This is a genomic window from Clostridium sp. AM34-9AC (assembly GCF_003480225.1).
GTDB classification, from domain to species: Bacteria; Bacillota; Clostridia; order Lachnospirales; family Lachnospiraceae; genus Acetatifactor; species Acetatifactor acetigignens.
In genome coordinates, this window is record NZ_QUIU01000017.1 from 62,365 (window position 1) to 83,025 (window position 20,661).

Consider the following 20,661-nt stretch of genomic DNA (forward strand, 5'->3'; position numbering starts at 1 on the left):
TGAAAGCTGACAACATGGAGATTTTACTGTCTGTGAAGTGTTCACATCAGAAAGTTATTGTGAGATTAGCAATGATATAAGGTGTGTTAATGTCAGTGAGAGTGGTGGCACAGTACCTATGAAACCGTGATAACAAGCGGTGGAGGGATAGCCACTAGTCATATGAAGAATAGAATTACTAAGAAAAATGGTATGGGTTCGAGTAAGACTAAGAGATGTACTTGCTCCTGCAAACAAGGAGGGTACAGACCATGCTAAAGAAAAACAAGCTCCGCTATAACGAGTATTATGATATGCAACATATTTATGACGAGTTATACGCACAGAGCAAGAACGGTAATAACTTTTATAAGTTACTTGAAATTATTGGTTCGGAACAAAATATTTGTTTAGCTTACCGTAATCTGAAATCAAACAGTGGCAGTAAAACGGCTGGAACGGATGGAATGACGATAGACGATATAAAACAACTCAGCAATGCTGAGATTGTTGCTACCGTTCGGGAAAGCCTTAGCAACTACCGCCCCAAATCAGTCAGACGTGTTTTCATTCCAAAAGCTGGGAGCGATAAAATGCGTCCATTGGGGATTCCGTGTATCTGGGACAGGCTGGTACAACAATGTATCCTGCAAGTCCTAGAGCCGATATGCGAACCAAAGTTCCATAATCATTCCTATGGATTCCGTGCGAATCGAAGTGCCCACCATGCAGTCAGCAGAGTAACGACACTGATAAATTTATCAAAATATCATTACTGTGTTGACGTAGACATTAAAGGATTTTTCGATAATGTCAATCATGGAAAACTATTAAAACAAATCTGGACACTTGGTATTCGGGATAAAAGATTGATTTGCATTATCAGCAAAATGCTGAAAGCCGAAATTGACGGCGAGGGTGTCCCAGAAAAAGGAACGCCACAAGGCGGTCTGTTAAGTCCACTGCTCTCCCTCATAGTCCTTAATGAATTAGACTGGTGGGTAAGCAGTCAGTGGGAAACATTCCAGCCGAAGAACCGCAGTAAAAATGGGTGGCTTCAATACGCAAAGAAATATACCAAACTGAAAAGCGGTTTTATTGTACGTTACGCTGATGATTTTAAAATCATGTGTTCAACCTATGGAGAAGCACAAAGATTTTACCACAGTACCGTAGATTTTCTTAATAAAAGGCTGAAATTAGAAATCAGTCCAGAGAAATCAAAGGTAGTAAATCTGAAGAAAAATTCATCAGATTTTCTGGGGTTCAAAATCAAAGTCATTCCAAAAGGAAGAACGAAACACGGTTATGTTGCCAAAACAGATATGAACCAAAAAGCATTAAAGAAAGCGAAAACAAATCTAAAGTTAAAGGTAAAAGATATAGCCAGACATACGACTGGCTTCAATATCAGCAGATATAATCTGACAGTTATCGGTATGCAGAATTACTACTGCATAGCAACTAACGTATATAACAACCTGACAGAAGTAAGTTACGCTCTCTTACCGACCATACGAATCCGTTTAAGGAACATTGCAAAATCAGTTCCATTTGAAAGTACAAGTTCAGAATTTCAGAGCAGGACAAAAGGAATCAGACCAAAAACAAAAATAGTGATGATTGCGGATAATCCGCTATTGCCGATTCAAGGAGTACAACACAAAAATCCTATGAATTTCTCGCAAGATATTTGTAATTTTACAAAGCAAGGGAGAAACAAGGTGCATGAGGACGTTGTAGTTGTAACAAAAGAAGAAATCCGAGCGTTGTTGGAAAATGAAAACCCTGCCGATAGCGTAGAGTTTAACGACAATCGTATTTCGGCATATATCGCACAACAAGGCAACTGCTATGTAATGAATCGTCGAGGAACTCCGTCCACTCTGATATGTATTCACAAATCAGACAAAGGAGATAACCTTGACAGATATTCTAATCTGGCATTTGTGGAAATTCCCATTGCAAAGGCAATCCTAACAGAATCAGCAGACGAAGCAAAATCACTGTTAAAAGGTTATGTTCTTAATAGTCAGCAGAAGAAAAAACTGAACAGAATACGGACGAATTACGGATACCAGACAATAACTGGGAAATAACTTATAAATCTATTTGGATATGATGGAACGCCGTATGAAGCGAAAGTTTCATGTACGGTGTGAAGCGGGGGAAAACTTGGAGATAACATCAAAAAGTTACCTATCGCTATAACGGGGACGCTGGAAAGAAACCCTGCCGGAAATCGCCCATGAAATCAATATCGTAAACCTGACCTCGGAGGAACAGAACAGGGGTTTACTCGACCCCTATGTGATTATGGAGAACCCAAAGGATTCCGAATCACTGGCAATCGACATCCTGACTTTTTTAACGGGCATTTCCAGCCGTGACGGGGAGAAATTCCCTGTTCTTCGGAAAGCCATTCGTGCGGTAACAAACAGTGAGGAACGGGGGCTTTTCAAGGTGATTGAGGAACTACGGGCGGAGGGAACCGCCATCAGTACCAGCATAGCCGACCATATCGAATCCTTTACGGACTATGACTTTGCACACCTGCTCTTTTCGGATGGGGATGTCACACAGTCCATCAGCCTTGAAAAGCAGCTCAACATCATTCAGGTGGCGGATTTGGTGCTGCCGGATAAGGAAACCTCGTTTGAAGAATACACCACAATGGAGTTGCTTTCCGTGGCAATGCTCATTGTAATCAGTACCTTTGCCCTCGACTTCATCCATACAGACCGCAGCGTGTTTAAAATTGTGGATTTGGATGAAGCATGGAGCTTCTTACAGGTGGCACAGGGCAAGACCCTTTCTATGAAGCTGGTTCGTGCCGGACGTGCCATGAACGCAGGCGTTTACTTTGTGACACAGAACACGGACGATTTGCTGGATGAAAAGCTGAAAAACAATCTGGGCTTAAAGTTTGCGTTCCGTTCTACGGACATCAACGAAATCAAGAAGACCCTCGCCTTTTTCGGGGTGGATTCCGAAGATGAAAACAACCAGAAGCGGCTCCGTGACTTGGAAAACGGGCAGTGCCTTATCAGCGATTTGTACGGGCGTGTGGGAGTAATACAGTTCCATCCTATCTTTGAAGACCTGTTCCATGCCTTTGACACCAGACCGCCTGTTAGAAAAGAGGTGGAATGATGGTGATACATAGAACTTCCAACGGGCAGCAATTCCCAGTTCCTCATCACACAAAAAAGGGCTTGTCTTGGAAGATGGCAGGAAAAGTGATTGGCAGGGTGCTTCTGGCACTCCTGCTCATCCTCCTGCTGCTTGCAGTCTTCGGCACAGCCGCCCACGCTGCCGGACTGGTGGATGATACGGTGGACGCTGCCAACGAATACAGCAAATATCCTCTGGACAACTACCAGCTTGATTTTTATGTGGACAGCGGATGGGACTGGCTCCCGTGGAACTGGCTGGACGGTATCGGAAAACAGGTGATGTACGGGCTGTATGCCATCACAAATTTTATCTGGACAATCAGCCTGTACCTTTCCAACGCCACGGGGTATCTGATTCAGGAAGCCTACTCGCTGGACTTCATTTCCTCTACGGCGGATTCCATTGGGAAAAATATGCAGACCCTTGCAGGCGTTACCACAGGCGGCTTGTCCTCGGAGGGATTTTATATCGGGTTCCTGCTGATTCTCATTCTGGTGGTGGGGATTTACGTTGCCTACACAGGGCTTATCAAACGGGAAACCACAAAAGCCATCCATGCCGTTGTCAATTTCGTGGTGGTGTTCGTGCTGTCCGCTGCCTTTATCGCCTATGCTCCTGATTATATCGGGAAAATCAATGAATTTTCCGCAGACATCAGCAATGCCAGCCTGACCCTTGGTACAAAGATTGTGCTGCCGAACTCGGAAAGCCAGGGAAAAGACAGCGTGGATTTGATACGGGACAGCCTGTTTTCCATACAAGTCAAGCAGCCGTGGCTCCTGCTGCAATACGGCAATTCAGATATGGAAAGCATTGGAGCAGACCGTGTGGAACGCCTGCTTTCAACCAGTCCAGACGAAAACAACGGACAGGACAGAGAAGAAATCGTGGTGGAGGAAATCGAAGACAAAGAAAATACCAACCTTACCATCACAAAGACCATCAACCGCTTGGGAACCGTCTTCTTCCTGTTCATGTTCAATATCGGTATCTCCGTTTTTGTATTCCTGCTCACAGGGATAATGATTTTCTCACAGGTTCTTTTTATCATTTATGCCATGTTCCTGCCTGTGAGCTTCCTCCTCAGCATGATTCCCTCTTTTGAGGGGATGTCCAAACGTGCCATTACAAAACTGTTCAATACCATCCTTACCAGAGCCGGAATCACCCTGATTATCACGGTAGCGTTCAGTATTTCCACCATGCTCTACAACCTGTCTGGGGAATATCCGTTCTTCCTGACGGCGTTCTTGCAGATAGTGACTTTTGCCGGAATTTATTTCAAGCTGGGAGATTTGATGGGGATGTTCTCCTTACAGAGTGGGGATTCCCAAAGCATGGGGAGCCGTATCATGCGAAGACCCCGTATGCTCATGCACGCCCATATGCACCGTTTACAGCATAAGCTAGGACGTTCTGTGGCGGCTTTTGGAACTGGAACGGCTGCATACCACGCAGGAAAACAGGCTGGCTCAGACCATAGAAATGCTTCCCACTTCGGCTCTTCCAAACGCACACAGGCAGACCACAGCAGACCAGACGGACAGGCAGCACCGGAAAAAGAATCCGTATGGAAACGGGCTGGCTCTGCGGTAGGTACGGTGGCAGATACCAAAGATAAGATAAGTGATACCGCCGGACAGCTTCGGGAGCAGGCAAAGGATTTGCCCGTCAATGCAAAGTACGCCCTTTACCACGGGAAAACACAGGTATCAGAGGGAGTACGGGATTTTACTTCCAGCATGACCCAGACCCGAACTGCCAGAGCGGAACAGCGAAACGCACAGGCAGAAAGCCGCAGACATACCATTGCAGAACGCAGGGCGGAACTGGAACAGGCAAAACAGCCGCAACAGAAAGCTTCCGAAGCACCCAAAGGGGCAGCTCCTGTCCATGAACGCCCTGTTACTGCAAAGCAGCCAGAAGATTTCCGACATCATGCAGTAAAACCAGCCATGCAGCCTGCTTCCCTATCCATCAGGGAACGGGGACAGGTTCCTTATGGGGAAACTGTGGCAGAACAGGCTTCGGTTCCGGTGGTAAAAGCTGTTTCCATCCACCATGAACAAACGCCGCCTGTAAGGACAGAACGCCAGATAGTCCCATCTGCTTCCCTATCCCAGCCAAATGAAAGACAAAAGACGGCTCCCACTATCACACAGGCTACTCCCCGTCCGGCAAGACCTGTCCAGAATGATACGGCTCCTGTGATACCGGAAAGAAAACGGGCTGCCCCTGCGGTAAAAGAATCAAACTTTACCATCCGGCGTACCACCGCCAGAAAGGAGTGGACAAAAACGGTAAAAGCGGCTGCCAAACAAAAGAAAGGGGAGAAACCATGAAATTAAGACACCTTTTCTTTGCCTGTTCCGGCGTGTTCGTGATGATGTTCTCCCTGCTCCTTTTGGTGGTGATTGTCTTCTCGGATGAGGAAGACGGAGGAAGCGGCGGAAATCTTATCTTTGGGGGCGTGAGCGTATCACAGGAAGTCCTCGCCCATAAACCTATGCTGGAAAAGTATGCAAGGGAATATGGCATAGAGGAATACTTAAATGTGCTGCTCGCCATCATTCAGGTGGAATCCGGCGGCACACTGGAAGACGTTATGCAGTCCTCGGAATCTCTGGGGCTTCCCCCAAACTCCCTTAGTACAGAGGAATCCATCAAACAGGGCTGCAAATATTTCTCGGAACTGCTCGCAGCGGCAGAAACAAAGGGCTGTGACTTAAACAGTGTGATTCAGTCCTACAACTACGGCGGCGGCTTCCTAGACTATGTGGCAGGGCGTGGGAAAAAATACACTTTTGAACTGGCAGAGAGCTTCGCAAGGGGCAAATCCGGCGGAAAGAAAGTCACCTACACCAACCCTATTGCGGTAGAGAAAAACGGAGGCTGGCGGTATTCCTACGGAAATATGTTCTATGTCCTCTTGGTATCGCAATACCTGACCGTGGCACAGTTTGATGATGAAACGGTGCAGGCTATCATGGAGGAAGCCTTAAAGTATGAGGGATGGACGTATGTGTACGGGGGTGATTCTCCCTCCACTTCCTTTGACTGTTCGGGACTGGTGCAGTGGTGCTATGGCAAGGCAGGAATCGCCCTGCCACGGACAGCACAGGAACAGTACAATGTAACGCAGCACATCCCCCTGTCCGAAGCAAAAGCAGGGGATTTGGTCTTTTTCCACTCTACCTACAACGCCGGAACCTACATCACCCATGTGGGACTGTATGTGGGAAATAACCAGATGTACCATGCCGGAAATCCCATTGGTTATGCAGACCTGACAGGCTCCTACTGGCAACAGCACCTTGCCGGAGCCGGACGAATCAAAAAATAAGAAAGGATGAACCGATATGATTCAGATTAGAAAAGAGGAACACCAGAAAAAGCAGAAAGAAAAGAAACTGAAAGTTTACAAAGTCAATACCCACAAAAAAACTGTGATTGCCCTGTGGGTGCTGCTGGCGGTGAGCTTCCTGTTTGCCGTCTATAAGAATTTCACGGCGATAGACATTCATACTGTCCATGAAACCAAAGTAATTGAGGAACAAATCCTCGACACTCACAAGATAGAGAATTTTGTGAAGAATTTCGCAGAAGTCTACTATTCATGGGAACAGTCCGCCGCTTCCATTGATAACCGGACAAATGCTTTAAAAGGCTATCTCACCGGAGAGCTGCAAGCCCTGAATGTAGATACTGTCCGAAAAGACATCCCAGTATCGTCTGCCCTGACTGATTTTCAGATATGGGAAATCACAGAAGAAAAGGAGCAGCATTATCAAGTGACCTATACGGTGGAACAGCATATCACAGAGGGAGAATCCGGTAAAACTGTCCGTTCCGCTTATCAGGTGACCGTCTATGTGGACGGCTCTGGAAACCTGACGATTATCCAGAATCCAACCATTACCAGTGTTCCCCTAAAATCCGGTTACACTCCCAAAGCGGTACAAAGTGACGGTACGGTGGATTCCATCACCACAGAGGAAATCAACGAATTTCTCACCACTTTTTTCAAGCTGTACCCTACGGCAACCGCAAAGGAGCTGACCTATTATGTGAATGAGGGCGTACTGAAACCTGTGGGGAAAGAATACATTTTCTCGGAACTGGTGAATCCAGTTTACAATCGAAACGGAAATCAGGTGACAGCTTCCCTTGCAGTGAAATATCTGGATAACCAGACCATGACAACACAGGTATCGCAGTTTGACCTTGTGCTGGAAAAGAACGGGGAAAACTGGAAGATTGTGAAATAGTTATAGAAAAACGTGCATTTCTCATTTGAGATTTGCACGTTTCTCTTATAAAGTATTTCTTTTTAAAATTTATCATTAGTCTTTATATTTTTGATTAGCTCCCAATAGTAGTGTGTCAATTGCTTCGGATAATTCTTTTCTTACTTTATCAGGATTAGAAAAAGCATATCTTAATTGTAAAGTTGTATAACCATGAAGCATACCTGTTACCATGTTCAAAATTTCAGTGGTCTTATCTGGATTAAAGCCACATGAGCAAATAAGTGTTTTAAGTAAAGATAGATAATCATTAAAAATGATTGCTGTTTCCTCTGTTCCATTCCAACTAGCCCATTGAATTATTTCATAAACACCGGGATGTTCAATCATATAATTAAGATATTCAACTGCCACTAATTTTAATGCTGAATCCCCTGTCTTACCGATTGCTGCACGAATCATTTTTTCATTCATAGTACGCATACCACTATGTGCTATCTCCCTAAGAAGTTCATCCAAACTTCCTATATGATTATATAAGGAGGGGGTACGAATCCCTAAATTTTCAGCAATAGCTTTCAAAGAAACATTATGAAGTCCATTTCTATCAGCCATATCAGAAGCAGTTTTTATAACTTCGGCTTTTGTAACTCGCATATTCATTTTCCTCTTTCTATACATCATTTACTTCATTTTAAGTAATCAAATTAATGAAGTCAATAATTTGGTTAAAAAAAATGAACTCTTGTATTGACAAACAGTCTTATAATATTTAAAATTACTAATGTAATTAGTTTTTATGTTATTCGAATTAGTTTACGAAAGGAAATACAAATATGTGTACAAGATTTGTGTATAATGGAAAAGAAACCATTGTTGGGTTCAATTTTGATATTGACCTTTCTGAATGGGAACATACTGTAATTGCCGAAAAAGACCGTTTTTTTATAGGGATAAAAATGTCCGATAATAAGTACCACTCTTTTCACGGAATCAATAGAAATGGGAATGTTGGCACATTGTTGTATGTACATGGAAATGACAATGCACAATTTTGCAGTAATGAATCATGCTATACAATAGCTGATTTGACAGAAAACTTTATAAAAGGCAATCTCTCTTTTGACGATTCATTGGAAATAGTGAAAAAAAAGAAAATTACTTATGCACCTGACACTACTATGCAGGCTATGTTTTCGGATAGAAATGGGCGTGTTCTCATTATTGAACCGGGGATTGGGTATCGCTTGGAAAAAGAAAAATATTCCTTAATAACAAATTACTCCATTTTAAAACCAGAATTGACTAATCCATATGTTTTATCTGGGGATAACAGATATGAAAAGGCAAAGGATTTACTGCAAGGATATGGAGAAAACTTCTCTATTTCCAACGCCTTTGATGTACTTAGGTCAGTACGTCAGGAAGGACTTTGGGCAACCAGAGTTTCTTTTATATATTCCGTTGCTAAAAATAAGGTATATTATGTGTTGAACAATGATTTCAAAAATATTGCAGAGTATCAATTCTAATATCACTGCAATTATAAACAAAAGTGGAGGATTTACATTTCCCCCACTTCCTTAGATTTGACAATACCATCTGCAACGCTTTCCATAATAACAAGGTCAGCGTCTGTGAAATTGTCTATTTTGTTTTCTAACTGCCTACGTTTGGTGCTTTTCACCTGACTGCTGGCAGGCAAGAAAAACTCATCCACTGATACATTCAGCAGAGATACAAGGTCGTAAAGCACCTGTAAACTTGGGTGCTGCCCTTTATTCTCAATGTTGGTTAAATAGCGTGGGTCAATCTCAATCATTGCTCCCACCTGTTCACGGGTCAAACCCTGTTTTTTACGGGCTTCTTTTATGGCAAGCCCCAACGCCCTGAAATCATATTTATCTTCTTTTTTACGCATAATACACCACCTCCATACATTTTACTGTTCCTGTTATAATAGTGACAGGTATAGAAAAACGTATTGTATAGTTGTACAGTTCCTATTATGCGTATCAAAGATAAAACTATGCTGCTGAAACGGAAATAAAAAAAACCGTTATTTGGCAGTACACTTTTCTTGCGTCAAAATCTCATAAATCTTTCCAGACGACGGTTTGACAAAAGCCGCCGTCTTTCTTTTTTCCAGAATATATGGAGGTTGTATTAAAGTCAGCTTTTTTTAGGCTCCGGCGGCTTACAGGAGGAAGCCGCTATGCAAAATATTTTCTTAAATATATCTACATTCGGTAAACCGTTAAAAAAAGCCATCTACCTACACTAGAAAATTCTGACCCTCAATGTGGTTTTTCAGAATACATAGAAAGAACTATCAAAGCACACAAACAGAAATATCGTCTGTTTGCGTGCTTTTTTAGTTGGAAGAAAAAGTTTTTAAATTTTTCTTTTCAAAACGCAACTGCACCCCCTGTCCTGTCGGGACTAAGAGCGAAAAGGGGGAAAGAAGCAGAAATTCCTATCAACTCGCTCCCTTTCAAGGCTGGAAAGGGGGTGAACAATGATGAAGCCATCTGAATTTCAGACAACCATAGAGAACCAGTTTGATTATATCTGTAAAGTCGCTATGGAGGATGAACGCAAAGACTATCTCAAAGCGTTGTCCAGACAGTGTAAACGGGAAACCCTGTTCTGTGATATGGACGATTACACCGTCAATCTGTTTTCTTCCGAAGACACCTATCCATCCCACTTCCATACTTTTGAAATGGATGGATTTACTGTCCGCATTGAAAACAGCCTGTTAGCCGAAGCATTAGAAAGTCTGGACGGAAAGAAACGTGACGTTATCCTGCGATATTATTTTCTTGGATTTGACGATACGGAAATCTCAAAAATTCTGGAAGTCAACCGTTCTACCATCCAGAGAAGAAGACACGCCGGACTGGAATTTATCAAAAAATTTATGGAGGACGAAGCATGACAGCAAAGCACCCTATGATTCCGTTTCCTGTGATTGTAAGAGCTACGGACGGCGATATTGAAGCAGTCAACCAGATTGTACGCCATTACAGCGGTTTTATTGCCAGCCGTTCCATGCGTCCCATGAAAGACGAATATGGAAATACCCACATGGTTGTAGATGAAACCCTACGCCGCCGGATGGAAACACGTCTGATTGCAAAGATTTTATCTTTTGAAATCAGGGAACCAAACTAGAAATAACGCTCGCCTGTGGAAGCGTGGACAAACCCATGCTTCCCAGACAGAGCTTGCCAGTCTATTAAAGTGCATTATCACCAGTGCATTTTAACAGGCTGACAAAGCCGGATTGTTCCTTGAAAAAGAAAGCGTCTAATCAACGCAGCATAAAGCAGCCGAATACGTTTCGATAGAAAGAGAGCCGTTGGGCTGGCACGCCGTAACCCACCAAAGGAGGGATGAAACCGGATAGCGATTCCTGCCAGCGTTCCATAAGCAGCTTACCGCAAAAGCTGCCGCCATGACCTTTCTATCGTGATAATGATACTTCCGTACAGCCTTAGTCCGTGTGATGATGTAGCACCGCTGGCAAAGGGTACGGCTGGATGAGAACCATGCAGGGGTGAGATTCCCATGAGCTTTAGCGAAAGCTGCTCGGCTTGCTTATATACTATTTTGAATTAGAATTTTTCATTCAAAATCAAATAACTATTCGCAGGAAATACAATCTTAATATTACTTTTGCCATAAAATCTGATATAATATAGACAGATATTGAGGGTTCCATATCTGGTCTATGGAAAGGAGGAACATGATTACAGTAACAAAAAAAGACTTAATAGAACTGGGTTATGGGACTTCATTCGCAGCAGACATCATAAGAGAAGCAAAAAAACTTATGATTTCAAAAGGGCATACCTACTATCAGTCACGCAAACTGGACAGGGTTCCCAGAGAAGCTGTGGAAGAATTGCTAGGGATTACTTTTACTGATAAATCAAACTGATTGTACTTCTTGCACATTTATGTAAGGAGTGAAATCATGGCAAAAGACCCTATTAAGAAAGCAGAAAACGGAACTTATTATTTTAGAGCAAACTTAGGTTTTCATCCGATTACCGGAAAACAGATTCAGAAATACAAAAGCGGATTCAAGACAAAAAAGGAAGCCAGAGAAGCATATTCAAAGCTTATGCTGACATCCACAGAGGATTTGACAGAAAAGAAACAGCAGCTATCCTTTCAACAGTTCATTGAAGAAACTTATCTACCTTGGTATAAAACACAGGTAAAGGAAAGTACCTATCTGAACCGCCGTTCTACCATTCAGAAGCATTTTTCATACTTTTACAAAATGACGGTGGATGAGATAGAAGCCATTAACGTCCAGAACTGGCAGCTTGAACTCGCAAAAGAATTTAGTCCAAACTATATCCGTATTGTACAGGGTATGCTCTCCATCGCCTTTGACAGAGCAGTTGTTCTCGGTCTTGCAAAGAAAAATCCGTCACGAATGATAGGAAACATCAAGAGCAAGAAAACAAAAGTGGATTTTTGGACACTGGATGAATTTCAAAAGGTAATTTCCCTGCTCTACAAGGGCGATTATTACGAACATTACCTTTTCATTTCATACTGGCTCCTGTTTATGACTGGAATGAGAATCGGAGAAGCCGCAGCCCTGCAATGGTCGGACATCAACTTTGAAACCGGACTTTTAAGTATAACGAAAACGCTGTACTATAAAACAATGGACGAATACAAATTTGTGGAACCAAAGACACAAGCCAGTATTCGCACTATCTATATTGACACAGATACCATTAAAGAATTAAAAGCATGGCAGGAAGTACAGCAAAAGGTTTTAAAGGGCTGTGACCTTGTACTAAGCTATAATGGGATTCCCACCAGTAAGCACACCCTCCCACGGGCTTTAGAAAAACTTGCTGGATTGGCAGGCGTACACCGTATCAAAATTCATGCACTCAGACATTCCCATGCTTCCCTGCTCATCAGTATGGGAGAAAATCCTTTATTGATTAAAGAACGTCTGGGGCATGAAAAGATACAGACCACGTTAGGAACCTATGGACATTTATATCCCAACACCAACGTGGAAGTTGCCAAAAAATTAACTGGCGTTCTCACCTATACTCCGGCAACAACCAGTGTTGCCGATTACACCAGCAATCAGCATACAGCAATCTATCACAGAGCAGTTGAATAAAAAAATGCAATCAAAATGCAATTCTAAAAGGAAAGAGCCTCAAAACCCTTGAAAATAAAGGCTTTGAAGCTCTGCTCCAACTATTCAAACTCAATCGTTCCGGGCGGCTTACTGGTAATATCATACATTACCCGATTCACATGGCTCACCTCATTGATGATCCTGCTGGTCACCTTCTGCAGTACTTCATAAGGGATCTGTGCACTCTCTGCGGTCATGAAGTCGATCGTCTTCACGGCTCTCAGTGCGATGGCGTAATCATAGGTTCTCTCATCACCCATAACGCCTACGGATCTCATATTGGTCAGGGCTGCGAAGTACTGGTTGATCTCGCGGTCCAGACCTGCGTTGGCGATCTCCTCGCGGTAGATGGCATCTGCATCCTGTACGATCTTGACCTTCTCGGCGGTTACTTCGCCGATGATACGGATACCCAGTCCGGGACCGGGGAACGGCTGACGGAATACCAGGTGCTCCGGGATACCAAGCTCCAGTCCTACCTTACGGACCTCATCCTTGAACAGGTTGCGCAGAGGCTCGATGATCTCCTTGAAATCTACATAGTCGGGCAGACCGCCTACGTTGTGGTGGGACTTGATCACTGCGGATTCGCCGCCCAGTCCACTCTCTACCACGTCGGGATAAATGGTTCCCTGTACCAGGAAATCCACGGCACCGATCTTCTTCGCCTCTTCCTCGAAAACGCGGATGAACTCTTCGCCGATGATCTTTCTCTTATGCTCCGGCTCGGATACTCCGGCCAGCTTGCTATAGAAACGCTCCTGCGCATTCACACGGATAAAGTGCAGGTCATAATTACCGTTGGGACCGAAGACTGCTTCTACCTCGTCGCCCTCGTTCTTACGGAGCAGGCCGTGATCTACAAAGACACAGGTCAACTGCTCGCCGACTGCCTTGGATAACAGTACTGCTGCCACGGAGGAATCCACACCACCGGACAATGCACAGAGGACTTTACCATTACCAACCTTCTCACGAATTGCCTTAATAGACTCTTCCACGAAGGAATCCATCTTCCAGTCACCGCAGCATCCACAGATGTTGCGTACGAAATTATACAGCATCTTGGAGCCTTCCACCGTGTGGAGTACTTCCGGATGGAACTGGATTGCATACAGTCCGCGCTCTACACACTCTGCTGCTGCCACGGGGCAGTTGGCTGTGGTGGCCACGGCACGGAAGCCGGGAGCCAGCTTGGAGATATAGTCGAAATGGCTCATCCAACAGATCGTATTCTCGGATACATCGGAAAACAGCTTGGAACTGCGGTCTACCTTCACCTCAGTCTTACCGTATTCCCGAACGGCTGCACGCTCTACCTTACCACCCAGCACATGGGTCATCAGCTGTGCGCCGTAACAGAGTCCCAGCACAGGAACTCCTAAGTGAAACAGATCCTCGGAGCAGGTAGCCGCACCGGGTTCATAGCAGCTTGCGGGGCCGCCGGTCAGGATGATTCCCTTGGGATTCATCGCTTTTATCTTATTCAAGTCTGTCTTGTAAGAGTAGATTTCGCAATATACATTGCATTCTCTGACTCTTCTGGCGACCAGCTGATTGTACTGTCCGCCAAAATCAATGACAACTACCAGTTCTTTTTCCATGGTTGTCCTCCAGTATATTTTTCTGTCCTCTATTATAGGGTATGGTGCAGGGGAAGTCAAACCCTACTGCACCAGTTCTTCCAATTTTCCGAAGGTATAACCCATTTCTTCCCATTTTGTGAGCAGTTCATCCAGAATCTCCCCATTGGTCTTCGAGGTATTATGTAACAGCACCACCGCTCCGGGGTGGATCCTGCCTGTCAGTTTGGAAAAAGCTTCCTCGTGGCTGGGCTGGGCATCCACGTTCCAGTCCACATATGCCAGACTCCAGAAAAAAGTGGAATACCCCAGATCCTTTGCCATCTGCAGATTCGTCTCACTGTATTTTCCCTGGGGCGGCCGGTAGTACATCGCCATCTCCGTTCCGGTGGTCTCCTGAAAAAGAGTTCTCACGTCATCCATTTCCTTCCGGAAAACCGCCGGATCAGAAATTTTCGACATGTCATAATGATGATAGGTATGGTTTCCCACAGTATGTCCGTCCTCCACCATGCGCTTCACCATCTCCGGCGCCGACTCCAGAAAATGTCCTACCACAAAAAAGGTCGCCGGTGCATTATGCATTTTCAATGCATCCAATATAGCGGAACTATTACCGTTCTCATAGCCGCAATCAAAAGTGAGATATATCTTTTTCTCCTCCGCATCTCCTACATAATAGGCATTGTACTCTTTTAGTTCTTCCGCAGATGCCGTGCCGGTGGGCTGCGTTCCTTCCGTTCCGAATCCCAGTCCCCAGTTCTCTGCTGAAAGTACCTCCTGCGTATTCTCCAATGCACTCCCCGCCGTCTCCCGGATGCTCATCTCCCGCTGAAGATGCAGTCCGAAAGCAATGGCCCCAATGCTTCTTCCGAGGAAAAACATTGCCAGCAAAAAAACACACAGCATCAACCCGTTCTTACAATGCTTCTTCACCATTGCCGCTCCATCTTTTCCGAATTCCCATACTTTTGTGAAAATAGACTGTTCCCACATCGTACGATCCCCTGCCGGTATTTCTACCTTCTTTTTCCTGATATTCACAATATTCTATGTGATACAGCTTTTCCCTTATGCCACGGATCAGTTCTGCGGAAATGCACGGAGAGACCACCTGTTGTATATATTATAAAAATGAATTCTTCGGAGCAACGCCATGGACTGCAAGGAAATGATCCTGTCAGAGGAGACCTATGACATTATCACAGACTTTTCCGCATCGGAATTTCTGGGAGATGACAATAATTGTTATGAACGCATCGGAGAAGATTTTTTGATTTTGTATCTGGGCAATCTGGGAATCCGCAATCCAAAGATTGATTTTTTCCCCTATCACAATATGCCGAAGCTTTATGGGCTCATGCAGCTATCTCCCTCCGGTGAGACGCCACCCGGTGCCGCTCCCTTTGATCCGGCAAGTCTGATCGCCAGTGGGATCACTCAGGTACAGCGTCCGCCCCTAAGTCTCACGGGGCGGGGCGTGATCCTGTGTTTTATTGATACCGGTATTGATTATCGAAATCCTGTGTTTCTGGACGAGAACGGCAACAGCCGTATCCTGGCGATCTGGGATCAGACGGTTCAGACCGGGATACCACCTGAGGGGTTTAAATATGGTTCTGAATATCGCAGAGAGGATATTAACCTGGCGCTGCGCTCCGAGGATCCTTATTCCATCGTTCCCTCCCGGGACGAAAACGGACACGGCAGTATCCTCGCCGGAGTCGCCGCCGGCAGTGTTGTCCGACAAGGCAATCCTTATATCGGTGCTGCACCGGGTGCCGACATCGTTGTGGTAAAACTCAAGGAATGTAAGCAATATCTACGAAGCTTTTATCTGGTGCCCGAGGGTGTTCCCGCCTATCAGGAAAATGATATTATGCTGGGCATCAAATACGCGGAATCCTTCGTGCAGCTCTTCGAGCGTCCGGTAGTCATCTGTCTGGGTCTGGGAACCAACCAGGGAGATCATGCGGGCAATTCCTCCCTGTCACGGTATCTCTCTTCCCTCGCTGTCCGCAGAAGCCGTGCCGCCATTGTCTGCGGTGGAAATGAAGGGAACGCCTCTCACCATTACCGTGGAAGATTAAGCGCTCAGACACCGGAGGAATCTTCCCGGGATGTGGAGATCCGGGTCAGTGAAGGCTGTATCGGATTCTGGCTGGAGCTTTGGGGCGCTCTGCCGGATGCTTTTAATCTGAGCATCCGCACTCCCGGCGGGGAAAATATTCCCGAACTGCGCCTTGGGTTGCAGCAAAGCGTGACCTATTCCTTTATCTACGAAAAAAGCAGAGTCACTATCGACTCTGCTCTTGTGGAAGAAAATTCCGGTGAAGAACTGATCCTTGTACGCATCCAGGATCCTACCCCCGGTATCTGGACCTTTCATGTCTCTGCTTCCGGTAGTTTATATAACGGCAATTTTCACATGTGGCTGCCTATCACAGAATTTCTGTCTACTCCGGTATATTTTCTCAATCCGGATCCCGACATGACACTTACGGAGCCCTCGATGGCTCCGGAGGTTCTGAGCGTTTCTACTTACAACGCGGAAAACAACAGTTTTTACGCAGAATCCGGCAGAGGCTTTGGGCGCACCGGGCAGATCCGTCCGGACTTATCCGCTCCCGGAGTCAATATCTCCACCATTGACGGACGCCGTACGGGAAGCAGCATGGCTGCCGCTATCACTGCCGGAGCTGTGGCTCAGTTTTTCCAATGGTCAGTCATTGAAGGCAATAACCGGCTGGCGGAAAGCCGGGAGATCCGCAGTTATTTCATACGCGGTGCCGTGCGTACACAGGGTCTGAACTACCCCAACCGGGAATGGGGCTACGGCAGGCTGAATTTAGAGGAGACCTTCAATGCCCTGCTCCGGGTATGACTATATGATCTCCTGCAGGGCATAGACCGGCTGCACACTGCAGACACCGTTAATCTTACGCACGCCGCGCTCCAGTTTTTCCAGTTCCTTTTCCGAGGTCACATCCGCTTTTACGAGGAAATCATATTCCCCCTCTACCTGATAGCAGGATGTGACTTCCGGTTGCTGTCGCATTCTTTCCATAAATCCCGCATGATATTTTTTATGCTGTACCGTTACCTCTAAAAATACCTCCATAAGCCACCTCTCTTCTCAAATCTTTTACTTGATCACCGAATAAAAAACGCTTGATGATGTATCTTCGTCAAATACAGCCTCCTGTGCAGGCACAAATCCGTGTTTGACTCATTGTATACATAAAAAGAGGAAAGACACCGTACACACGATATCTTTCCTCTTTGAAAGTGATTGCATCATACCATATTCTTTCTATACTTACAAGTCGCCTGTGAAATCTTATCAGAATTTTAATATTTCGGACAATAGAGGCTTCTGTTTTGTACGTTATCTTCCATTTTCATCTGCGTTTTTTGAAAAAATCCTGGCATACCCATAGGACAGCGGACGGTCCGTCATGTCCGCAAACCGCAGAGGGAAATTCTCCTTTTCCTCCATGCGGTTCGGGCAGTCTCTCCTGCCGCATCCCAGACAGATTCCGGCACATTTGGTAAAAGGATCCTTCGTCAGCTCCGCATAAAATACCACACTTTTCTTCGGGATCATACAATACGCTGCATTACAGGTAACCGGCAATGCAAGCTCCTGCAGAAGCATGGGAAGGTTCGCCAGCCGCAGCAGACTGCTTATTTTTTGTTCTGAAGTCTCAGAAATCTCCCCACCTAAAAAATGCAGTCTGGCAACATGCAGATCCCGATGCACAACCAGCCACTCTGTATAAGCCCGGTAGCTTTCTAATAATAATTCACTGGACAGTACTTCGATCATATAACTCTCTGTCAGAAATCCGTTCTGCAAATACTTTTCCTGCAGTTCATCGATCCCTTTTCCCAGAGTAATGCCTACAGCCAAAAAAGACTGATCCCTCCCGGGAAAAGTCTCTTGGATTTCTCTGTCCTGCCATCCCGCTTCTGTCTCCAGGCAGGGGATCATCTCACCTGCCAGCCTCTTCAGATTGGGGTATTCTTCCGGATCATAATGATATTTTTCCATCACACTGTGCAGAAATTGTTCGTTCCTGCACAGTGCTGTAATTTCTGAAAAAAAAGTCTGCATGTCCACCTGTTCTCCCGGAATACCGGTGATCTCATGACGCAGGCATATTTTGCCTGCATCCGGTTAATTGTTTTTAATGCGCAGGCATCTGATGGCATTGAGAACAGCCAGTACCATAACTCCTACGTCTGCGAAGATAGCAACCCACATGTTGGCGATACCCAGCGCACCCAGGATCAGGCAGATGGCCTTAACTGCCAGCGCAAATACGATGTTCTCGTAAACGATGCGCAGACATTTCCGGGAAATCCGCATAGCCAGAGCGATCTTGGCAGGATTGTCATCCATCAGAACCACATCCGCTGCCTCAATGGCCGCATCTGAGCCAAGGGCTCCCATGGCGATACCGATATCCGCACGGGAAAGTACCGGTGCATCGTTGATACCGTCACCCACGAATGCCAGTTTTTCCTTCTCGCTCTTGTCCTGCAACAGCTTCTCCACGCAGCTTACCTTGTCTGCGGGAAGCAGTTCACTGTGTACCTCATCCAATTTTAACTCACCGGCCACATGTTCTGCAACTGTTTTGCTGTCACCGGTCAGCATAACGCATTTCTTCACACCGGAATTCTTCAGAGATGCAATGGCTTCCTTCGCACCATCCTTGATCACATCAGAGATCAGGATGTATCCGGCATATTTTCCGTCTACCGCTACATGTACCACTGTACCGACACCGGTATTTTCCGTATAGGACAGATTCAGGCTCTTCATCAGTTTCGCATTACCGGCCGCTACCTGCTTGCCATTTACTTTGGCAGTAACGCCGTGTCCGCTGATTTCTTCCACATCACTGACGTTGGACGCCTCCAGCTCCTTACCGTAAGAAATCTTCAGGCTCTTGCTGATGGGATGGTTGGAATAGCTCTCCGCATATGCAGCATACTCAAGCAGTTCATCCTCTGTGAAATCCCTGCCGGGGTAAATACCCGTCACATCGAATACACCCTTGGTCAGGGTACCGGTCTTGTCAAATACCACATATTTGGTCTCAGACAGCGCTTCCAGATAATTGGACCCCTTCACCAGAATACCACAGGCACTTGCTGCTCCGATTCCTCCGAAGAAAGAAAGGGGAATGGAAATGACCAGTGCACAAGGGCAGCTGATTACCAGGAAAGTCAGGGCACGAATGATCCACGTGCTCCAGGCTGCCGGATTGCCCATGATCAGGTTGATCACAGGAGGCAGGATGGCCAGTGCCAGAGCACTGTAGCAGACTGCCGGGGTATAATATCTTGCGAACTTCGTAATAAAGTTCTCAGACTTGGACTTCTTCATACTGGAATTCTCTACCAGATCCAGAATCTTGGATACGGTGGATTCTCCAAATTCCTTGGTGGTACGGATCTTAAGTAATCCGGTCAGGTTCACACAGCCGCTGATCACATCCTGATCCACTGTGATCTCTCTGGGGACGCTTTCACCGGTCAGGGCACTGGTATTCAGTGTGGATGTACCTTCCACTACCACACCATCGATAGGAACCTTTTCACCGGGACGTACCACAATCACGGTTCCGATCTCTACATCATCGGGATCTACCTGCTCTAAGCTGCCGTCCTCTGCCTCAATGTTGGCATAATCCGGGCGGATATCCATCAGGGCGCTGATGTTCTGACGGCTCTTGCCCACAGCTACCGCCTGGAACAGTTCACCGATCTGGTAGAACAGCATAACGGCCACGCCTTCGGAATACTCTCCCAGTCCCATGGCACCTACGGTAGCTACCGCCATCAGGAAATTCTCATCAAACACTTCACCGTGCATAATGCCCAGAACGGCTTTTCTGAGAATATCATAGCCGATCACCGCATAAGGAATCAGGTACAGCAGTCCCAGCCAGATCCCTTCCAGAGGTACAAAATGCAAAATAATTAACAGTACTGCCGCCACAATGATGCGGACCAGTACTTTTTTCTGTTTCTTAGTCATAGCTTCCTCTTTTCCGAGAGCATCCTATAAATAGATCTCGCAGTCATCCTCTACTCTCTTGCAGGCTTTTACCACGTTCTCCATAACGGCCTTCTCATCGCTGCCATCGGCAAATTCCACCTTCATCTTCTGGGTCATGAAGCTGACGGTTGCATCGGTAACACCCTCTACCTTCTTTGCTGCATCCTCCATCTTCAGAGCACAAGCTGCACAGTCTACTTCGATCTTGTAAGTTTTCTTCATGGTAATATCCTCCTCTTTCTCCATTCGCATTTTTTGTTTAGTTGCTAATGATTTGCATTTAGTTTTAATATTCATTCATATGAACCACTGTTCATATGTTTATATTACCATATGCCTGGAAAAAGTCAATACTGTTTTTAAATGTTTTGTAAATTGAGAGTTAGTGAAATAATCCCGTAGCCCTTGGCAGGG

Annotated in this window: 18 protein-coding genes and 1 pseudogene; 11 read left to right on the forward strand and 8 right to left on the reverse strand. The window is 45.6% G+C overall.

What is annotated here, in order from left to right:
* Positions 1–251 precede the first annotated feature (251 nt).
* From ltrA to DW835_RS11230, 5 genes and pseudogenes are all read left to right on the forward strand, one after another.
* Entirely contained in the window at positions 252–2,078 is a 1,827-nt protein-coding gene (gene ltrA / locus DW835_RS11210; protein WP_002298631.1) for a group II intron reverse transcriptase/maturase, read from the forward strand.
* Positions 2,079–2,190: 112 nt separating this feature from the next.
* A pseudogene (locus DW835_RS11215) lies at positions 2,191–3,132 on the forward strand (ATP-binding protein); the annotation flags it as partial.
* Positions 3,133–3,206: 74 nt separating this feature from the next.
* On the forward strand, positions 3,207–5,498 hold the full coding sequence (locus DW835_RS11220) for a YtxH domain-containing protein (RefSeq protein WP_243037142.1): 2,292 nt from the start codon (positions 3,207–3,209) through the stop codon (positions 5,496–5,498).
* Entirely contained in the window at positions 5,495–6,499 is a 1,005-nt protein-coding gene (locus DW835_RS11225) for a bifunctional lysozyme/C40 family peptidase (protein ID WP_118731130.1), read from the forward strand. Before DW835_RS11220 ends, DW835_RS11225 begins: the two co-directional genes overlap by 4 nt.
* A gap of 16 nt (positions 6,500–6,515) precedes the next feature.
* The gene (locus DW835_RS11230) at positions 6,516–7,424 is read left to right on the forward strand and encodes a conjugal transfer protein (protein ID WP_118731131.1); all 909 of its coding nucleotides are present in this window, start codon (positions 6,516–6,518) and stop codon (positions 7,422–7,424) included.
* A gap of 75 nt (positions 7,425–7,499) precedes the next feature.
* On the opposite strand, the gene DW835_RS11235 is transcribed toward DW835_RS11230, so the two are convergent.
* Positions 7,500–8,060, reverse strand: coding sequence for a TetR/AcrR family transcriptional regulator (locus DW835_RS11235; RefSeq protein WP_020994406.1), 561 nt, complete (start codon positions 8,058–8,060; stop codon positions 7,500–7,502).
* Between the two features lie 179 nt (positions 8,061–8,239).
* Between DW835_RS11235 and DW835_RS11240 the strand changes: the two genes are divergently transcribed.
* Positions 8,240–8,935: a transposase gene (locus DW835_RS11240; protein WP_011861910.1), complete on the forward strand. Its 696-nt coding sequence runs from the start codon at positions 8,240–8,242 to the stop codon at positions 8,933–8,935.
* Between the two features lie 32 nt (positions 8,936–8,967).
* Here the strand turns inward: DW835_RS11240 and DW835_RS11245 are convergent, their stop codons facing one another.
* Entirely contained in the window at positions 8,968–9,324 is a 357-nt protein-coding gene (locus tag DW835_RS11245) for a helix-turn-helix domain-containing protein (RefSeq protein WP_009009558.1), read from the reverse strand.
* A 600-nt stretch (positions 9,325–9,924) separates the two neighbouring features.
* Here DW835_RS11245 and DW835_RS11250 point away from each other — a divergent pair.
* The 4 genes from DW835_RS11250 (at position 9,925) to DW835_RS11270 (ending at position 12,570) form a co-directional block, all read left to right on the forward strand.
* The gene (locus DW835_RS11250) at positions 9,925–10,344 is read left to right on the forward strand and encodes a sigma factor-like helix-turn-helix DNA-binding protein (RefSeq protein WP_020994407.1); all 420 of its coding nucleotides are present in this window, start codon (positions 9,925–9,927) and stop codon (positions 10,342–10,344) included.
* Positions 10,341–10,580 (forward strand): helix-turn-helix domain-containing protein, encoded by a 240-nt coding sequence (locus DW835_RS11255; protein WP_009009556.1) that lies wholly within the window; start codon positions 10,341–10,343, stop codon positions 10,578–10,580. Before DW835_RS11250 ends, DW835_RS11255 begins: the two co-directional genes overlap by 4 nt.
* A gap of 574 nt (positions 10,581–11,154) precedes the next feature.
* A complete protein-coding gene (locus DW835_RS11265) occupies positions 11,155–11,349 on the forward strand; it encodes a DUF3173 domain-containing protein (RefSeq protein WP_011861908.1) in 195 nt (64 codons plus the stop codon).
* A 36-nt stretch (positions 11,350–11,385) separates the two neighbouring features.
* Positions 11,386–12,570: a site-specific integrase gene (locus DW835_RS11270; protein WP_118731132.1), complete on the forward strand. Its 1,185-nt coding sequence runs from the start codon at positions 11,386–11,388 to the stop codon at positions 12,568–12,570.
* Positions 12,571–12,650: 80 nt separating this feature from the next.
* On the opposite strand, the gene guaA is transcribed toward DW835_RS11270, so the two are convergent.
* Together guaA and DW835_RS11280 are read right to left on the reverse strand one after the other, a co-directional pair.
* Positions 12,651–14,195, reverse strand: coding sequence for a glutamine-hydrolyzing GMP synthase (gene guaA, locus DW835_RS11275; protein ID WP_117467572.1), 1,545 nt, complete (start codon positions 14,193–14,195; stop codon positions 12,651–12,653).
* Positions 14,196–14,258: 63 nt separating this feature from the next.
* The gene (locus DW835_RS11280) at positions 14,259–15,218 is read right to left on the reverse strand and encodes a polysaccharide deacetylase family protein (RefSeq protein WP_243037143.1); all 960 of its coding nucleotides are present in this window, start codon (positions 15,216–15,218) and stop codon (positions 14,259–14,261) included.
* A 112-nt stretch (positions 15,219–15,330) separates the two neighbouring features.
* Here DW835_RS11280 and DW835_RS11285 point away from each other — a divergent pair, with 112 nt between their 5' ends.
* A complete protein-coding gene (locus DW835_RS11285) occupies positions 15,331–17,058 on the forward strand; it encodes a S8 family peptidase (protein ID WP_118669621.1) in 1,728 nt (575 codons plus the stop codon).
* On the opposite strand, the gene DW835_RS11290 is transcribed toward DW835_RS11285, so the two are convergent.
* From DW835_RS11290 to DW835_RS11305, 4 genes are all read right to left on the reverse strand, one after another.
* The gene (locus tag DW835_RS11290) at positions 17,059–17,295 is read right to left on the reverse strand and encodes an Lrp/AsnC ligand binding domain-containing protein (protein ID WP_117467568.1); all 237 of its coding nucleotides are present in this window, start codon (positions 17,293–17,295) and stop codon (positions 17,059–17,061) included. It abuts the gene before it with no gap.
* A gap of 267 nt (positions 17,296–17,562) precedes the next feature.
* Entirely contained in the window at positions 17,563–18,291 is a 729-nt protein-coding gene (locus DW835_RS11295; protein ID WP_118669622.1) for a hypothetical protein, read from the reverse strand.
* A gap of 63 nt (positions 18,292–18,354) precedes the next feature.
* Entirely contained in the window at positions 18,355–20,226 is a 1,872-nt protein-coding gene (locus DW835_RS11300) for a heavy metal translocating P-type ATPase (RefSeq protein WP_117467564.1), read from the reverse strand.
* Between the two features lie 24 nt (positions 20,227–20,250).
* The gene (locus tag DW835_RS11305) at positions 20,251–20,469 is read right to left on the reverse strand and encodes a cation transporter (RefSeq protein ID WP_117467562.1); all 219 of its coding nucleotides are present in this window, start codon (positions 20,467–20,469) and stop codon (positions 20,251–20,253) included.
* Between the last annotated feature and the right edge of the window lie 192 nt (positions 20,470–20,661).

Excerpts from the sequence above, each read along its gene's own strand:
- ltrA (WP_002298631.1), top strand. The coding sequence starts at position 252 with ATGCTAAAGAAAAACAAGCTCCGCTATAACGAGTATTATGATATGCAA.
- DW835_RS11220 (WP_243037142.1), top strand. The coding sequence starts at position 3,207 with ATGGCAGGAAAAGTGATTGGCAGGGTGCTTCTGGCACTCCTGCTCATC.
- DW835_RS11225 (WP_118731130.1), top strand. The coding sequence starts at position 5,495 with ATGAAATTAAGACACCTTTTCTTTGCCTGTTCCGGCGTGTTCGTGATG.
- DW835_RS11230 (WP_118731131.1), top strand. The coding sequence starts at position 6,516 with ATGATTCAGATTAGAAAAGAGGAACACCAGAAAAAGCAGAAAGAAAAG.
- DW835_RS11235 (WP_020994406.1), bottom strand. The coding sequence starts at position 8,060 with ATGCGAGTTACAAAAGCCGAAGTTATAAAAACTGCTTCTGATATGGCT.
- DW835_RS11240 (WP_011861910.1), top strand. The coding sequence starts at position 8,240 with ATGTGTACAAGATTTGTGTATAATGGAAAAGAAACCATTGTTGGGTTC.
- DW835_RS11245 (WP_009009558.1), bottom strand. The coding sequence starts at position 9,324 with ATGCGTAAAAAAGAAGATAAATATGATTTCAGGGCGTTGGGGCTTGCC.
- DW835_RS11250 (WP_020994407.1), top strand. The coding sequence starts at position 9,925 with ATGAAGCCATCTGAATTTCAGACAACCATAGAGAACCAGTTTGATTAT.
- DW835_RS11255 (WP_009009556.1), top strand. The coding sequence starts at position 10,341 with ATGACAGCAAAGCACCCTATGATTCCGTTTCCTGTGATTGTAAGAGCT.
- DW835_RS11265 (WP_011861908.1), top strand. The coding sequence starts at position 11,155 with ATGATTACAGTAACAAAAAAAGACTTAATAGAACTGGGTTATGGGACT.
- DW835_RS11270 (WP_118731132.1), top strand. The coding sequence starts at position 11,386 with ATGGCAAAAGACCCTATTAAGAAAGCAGAAAACGGAACTTATTATTTT.
- guaA (WP_117467572.1), bottom strand. The coding sequence starts at position 14,195 with ATGGAAAAAGAACTGGTAGTTGTCATTGATTTTGGCGGACAGTACAAT.
- DW835_RS11285 (WP_118669621.1), top strand. The coding sequence starts at position 15,331 with ATGGACTGCAAGGAAATGATCCTGTCAGAGGAGACCTATGACATTATC.
- DW835_RS11290 (WP_117467568.1), bottom strand. The coding sequence starts at position 17,295 with ATGGAGGTATTTTTAGAGGTAACGGTACAGCATAAAAAATATCATGCG.
- DW835_RS11295 (WP_118669622.1), bottom strand. The coding sequence starts at position 18,291 with ATGCAGACTTTTTTTTCAGAAATTACAGCACTGTGCAGGAACGAACAA.
- DW835_RS11300 (WP_117467564.1), bottom strand. The coding sequence starts at position 20,226 with ATGACTAAGAAACAGAAAAAAGTACTGGTCCGCATCATTGTGGCGGCA.
- DW835_RS11305 (WP_117467562.1), bottom strand. The coding sequence starts at position 20,469 with ATGAAGAAAACTTACAAGATCGAAGTAGACTGTGCAGCTTGTGCTCTG.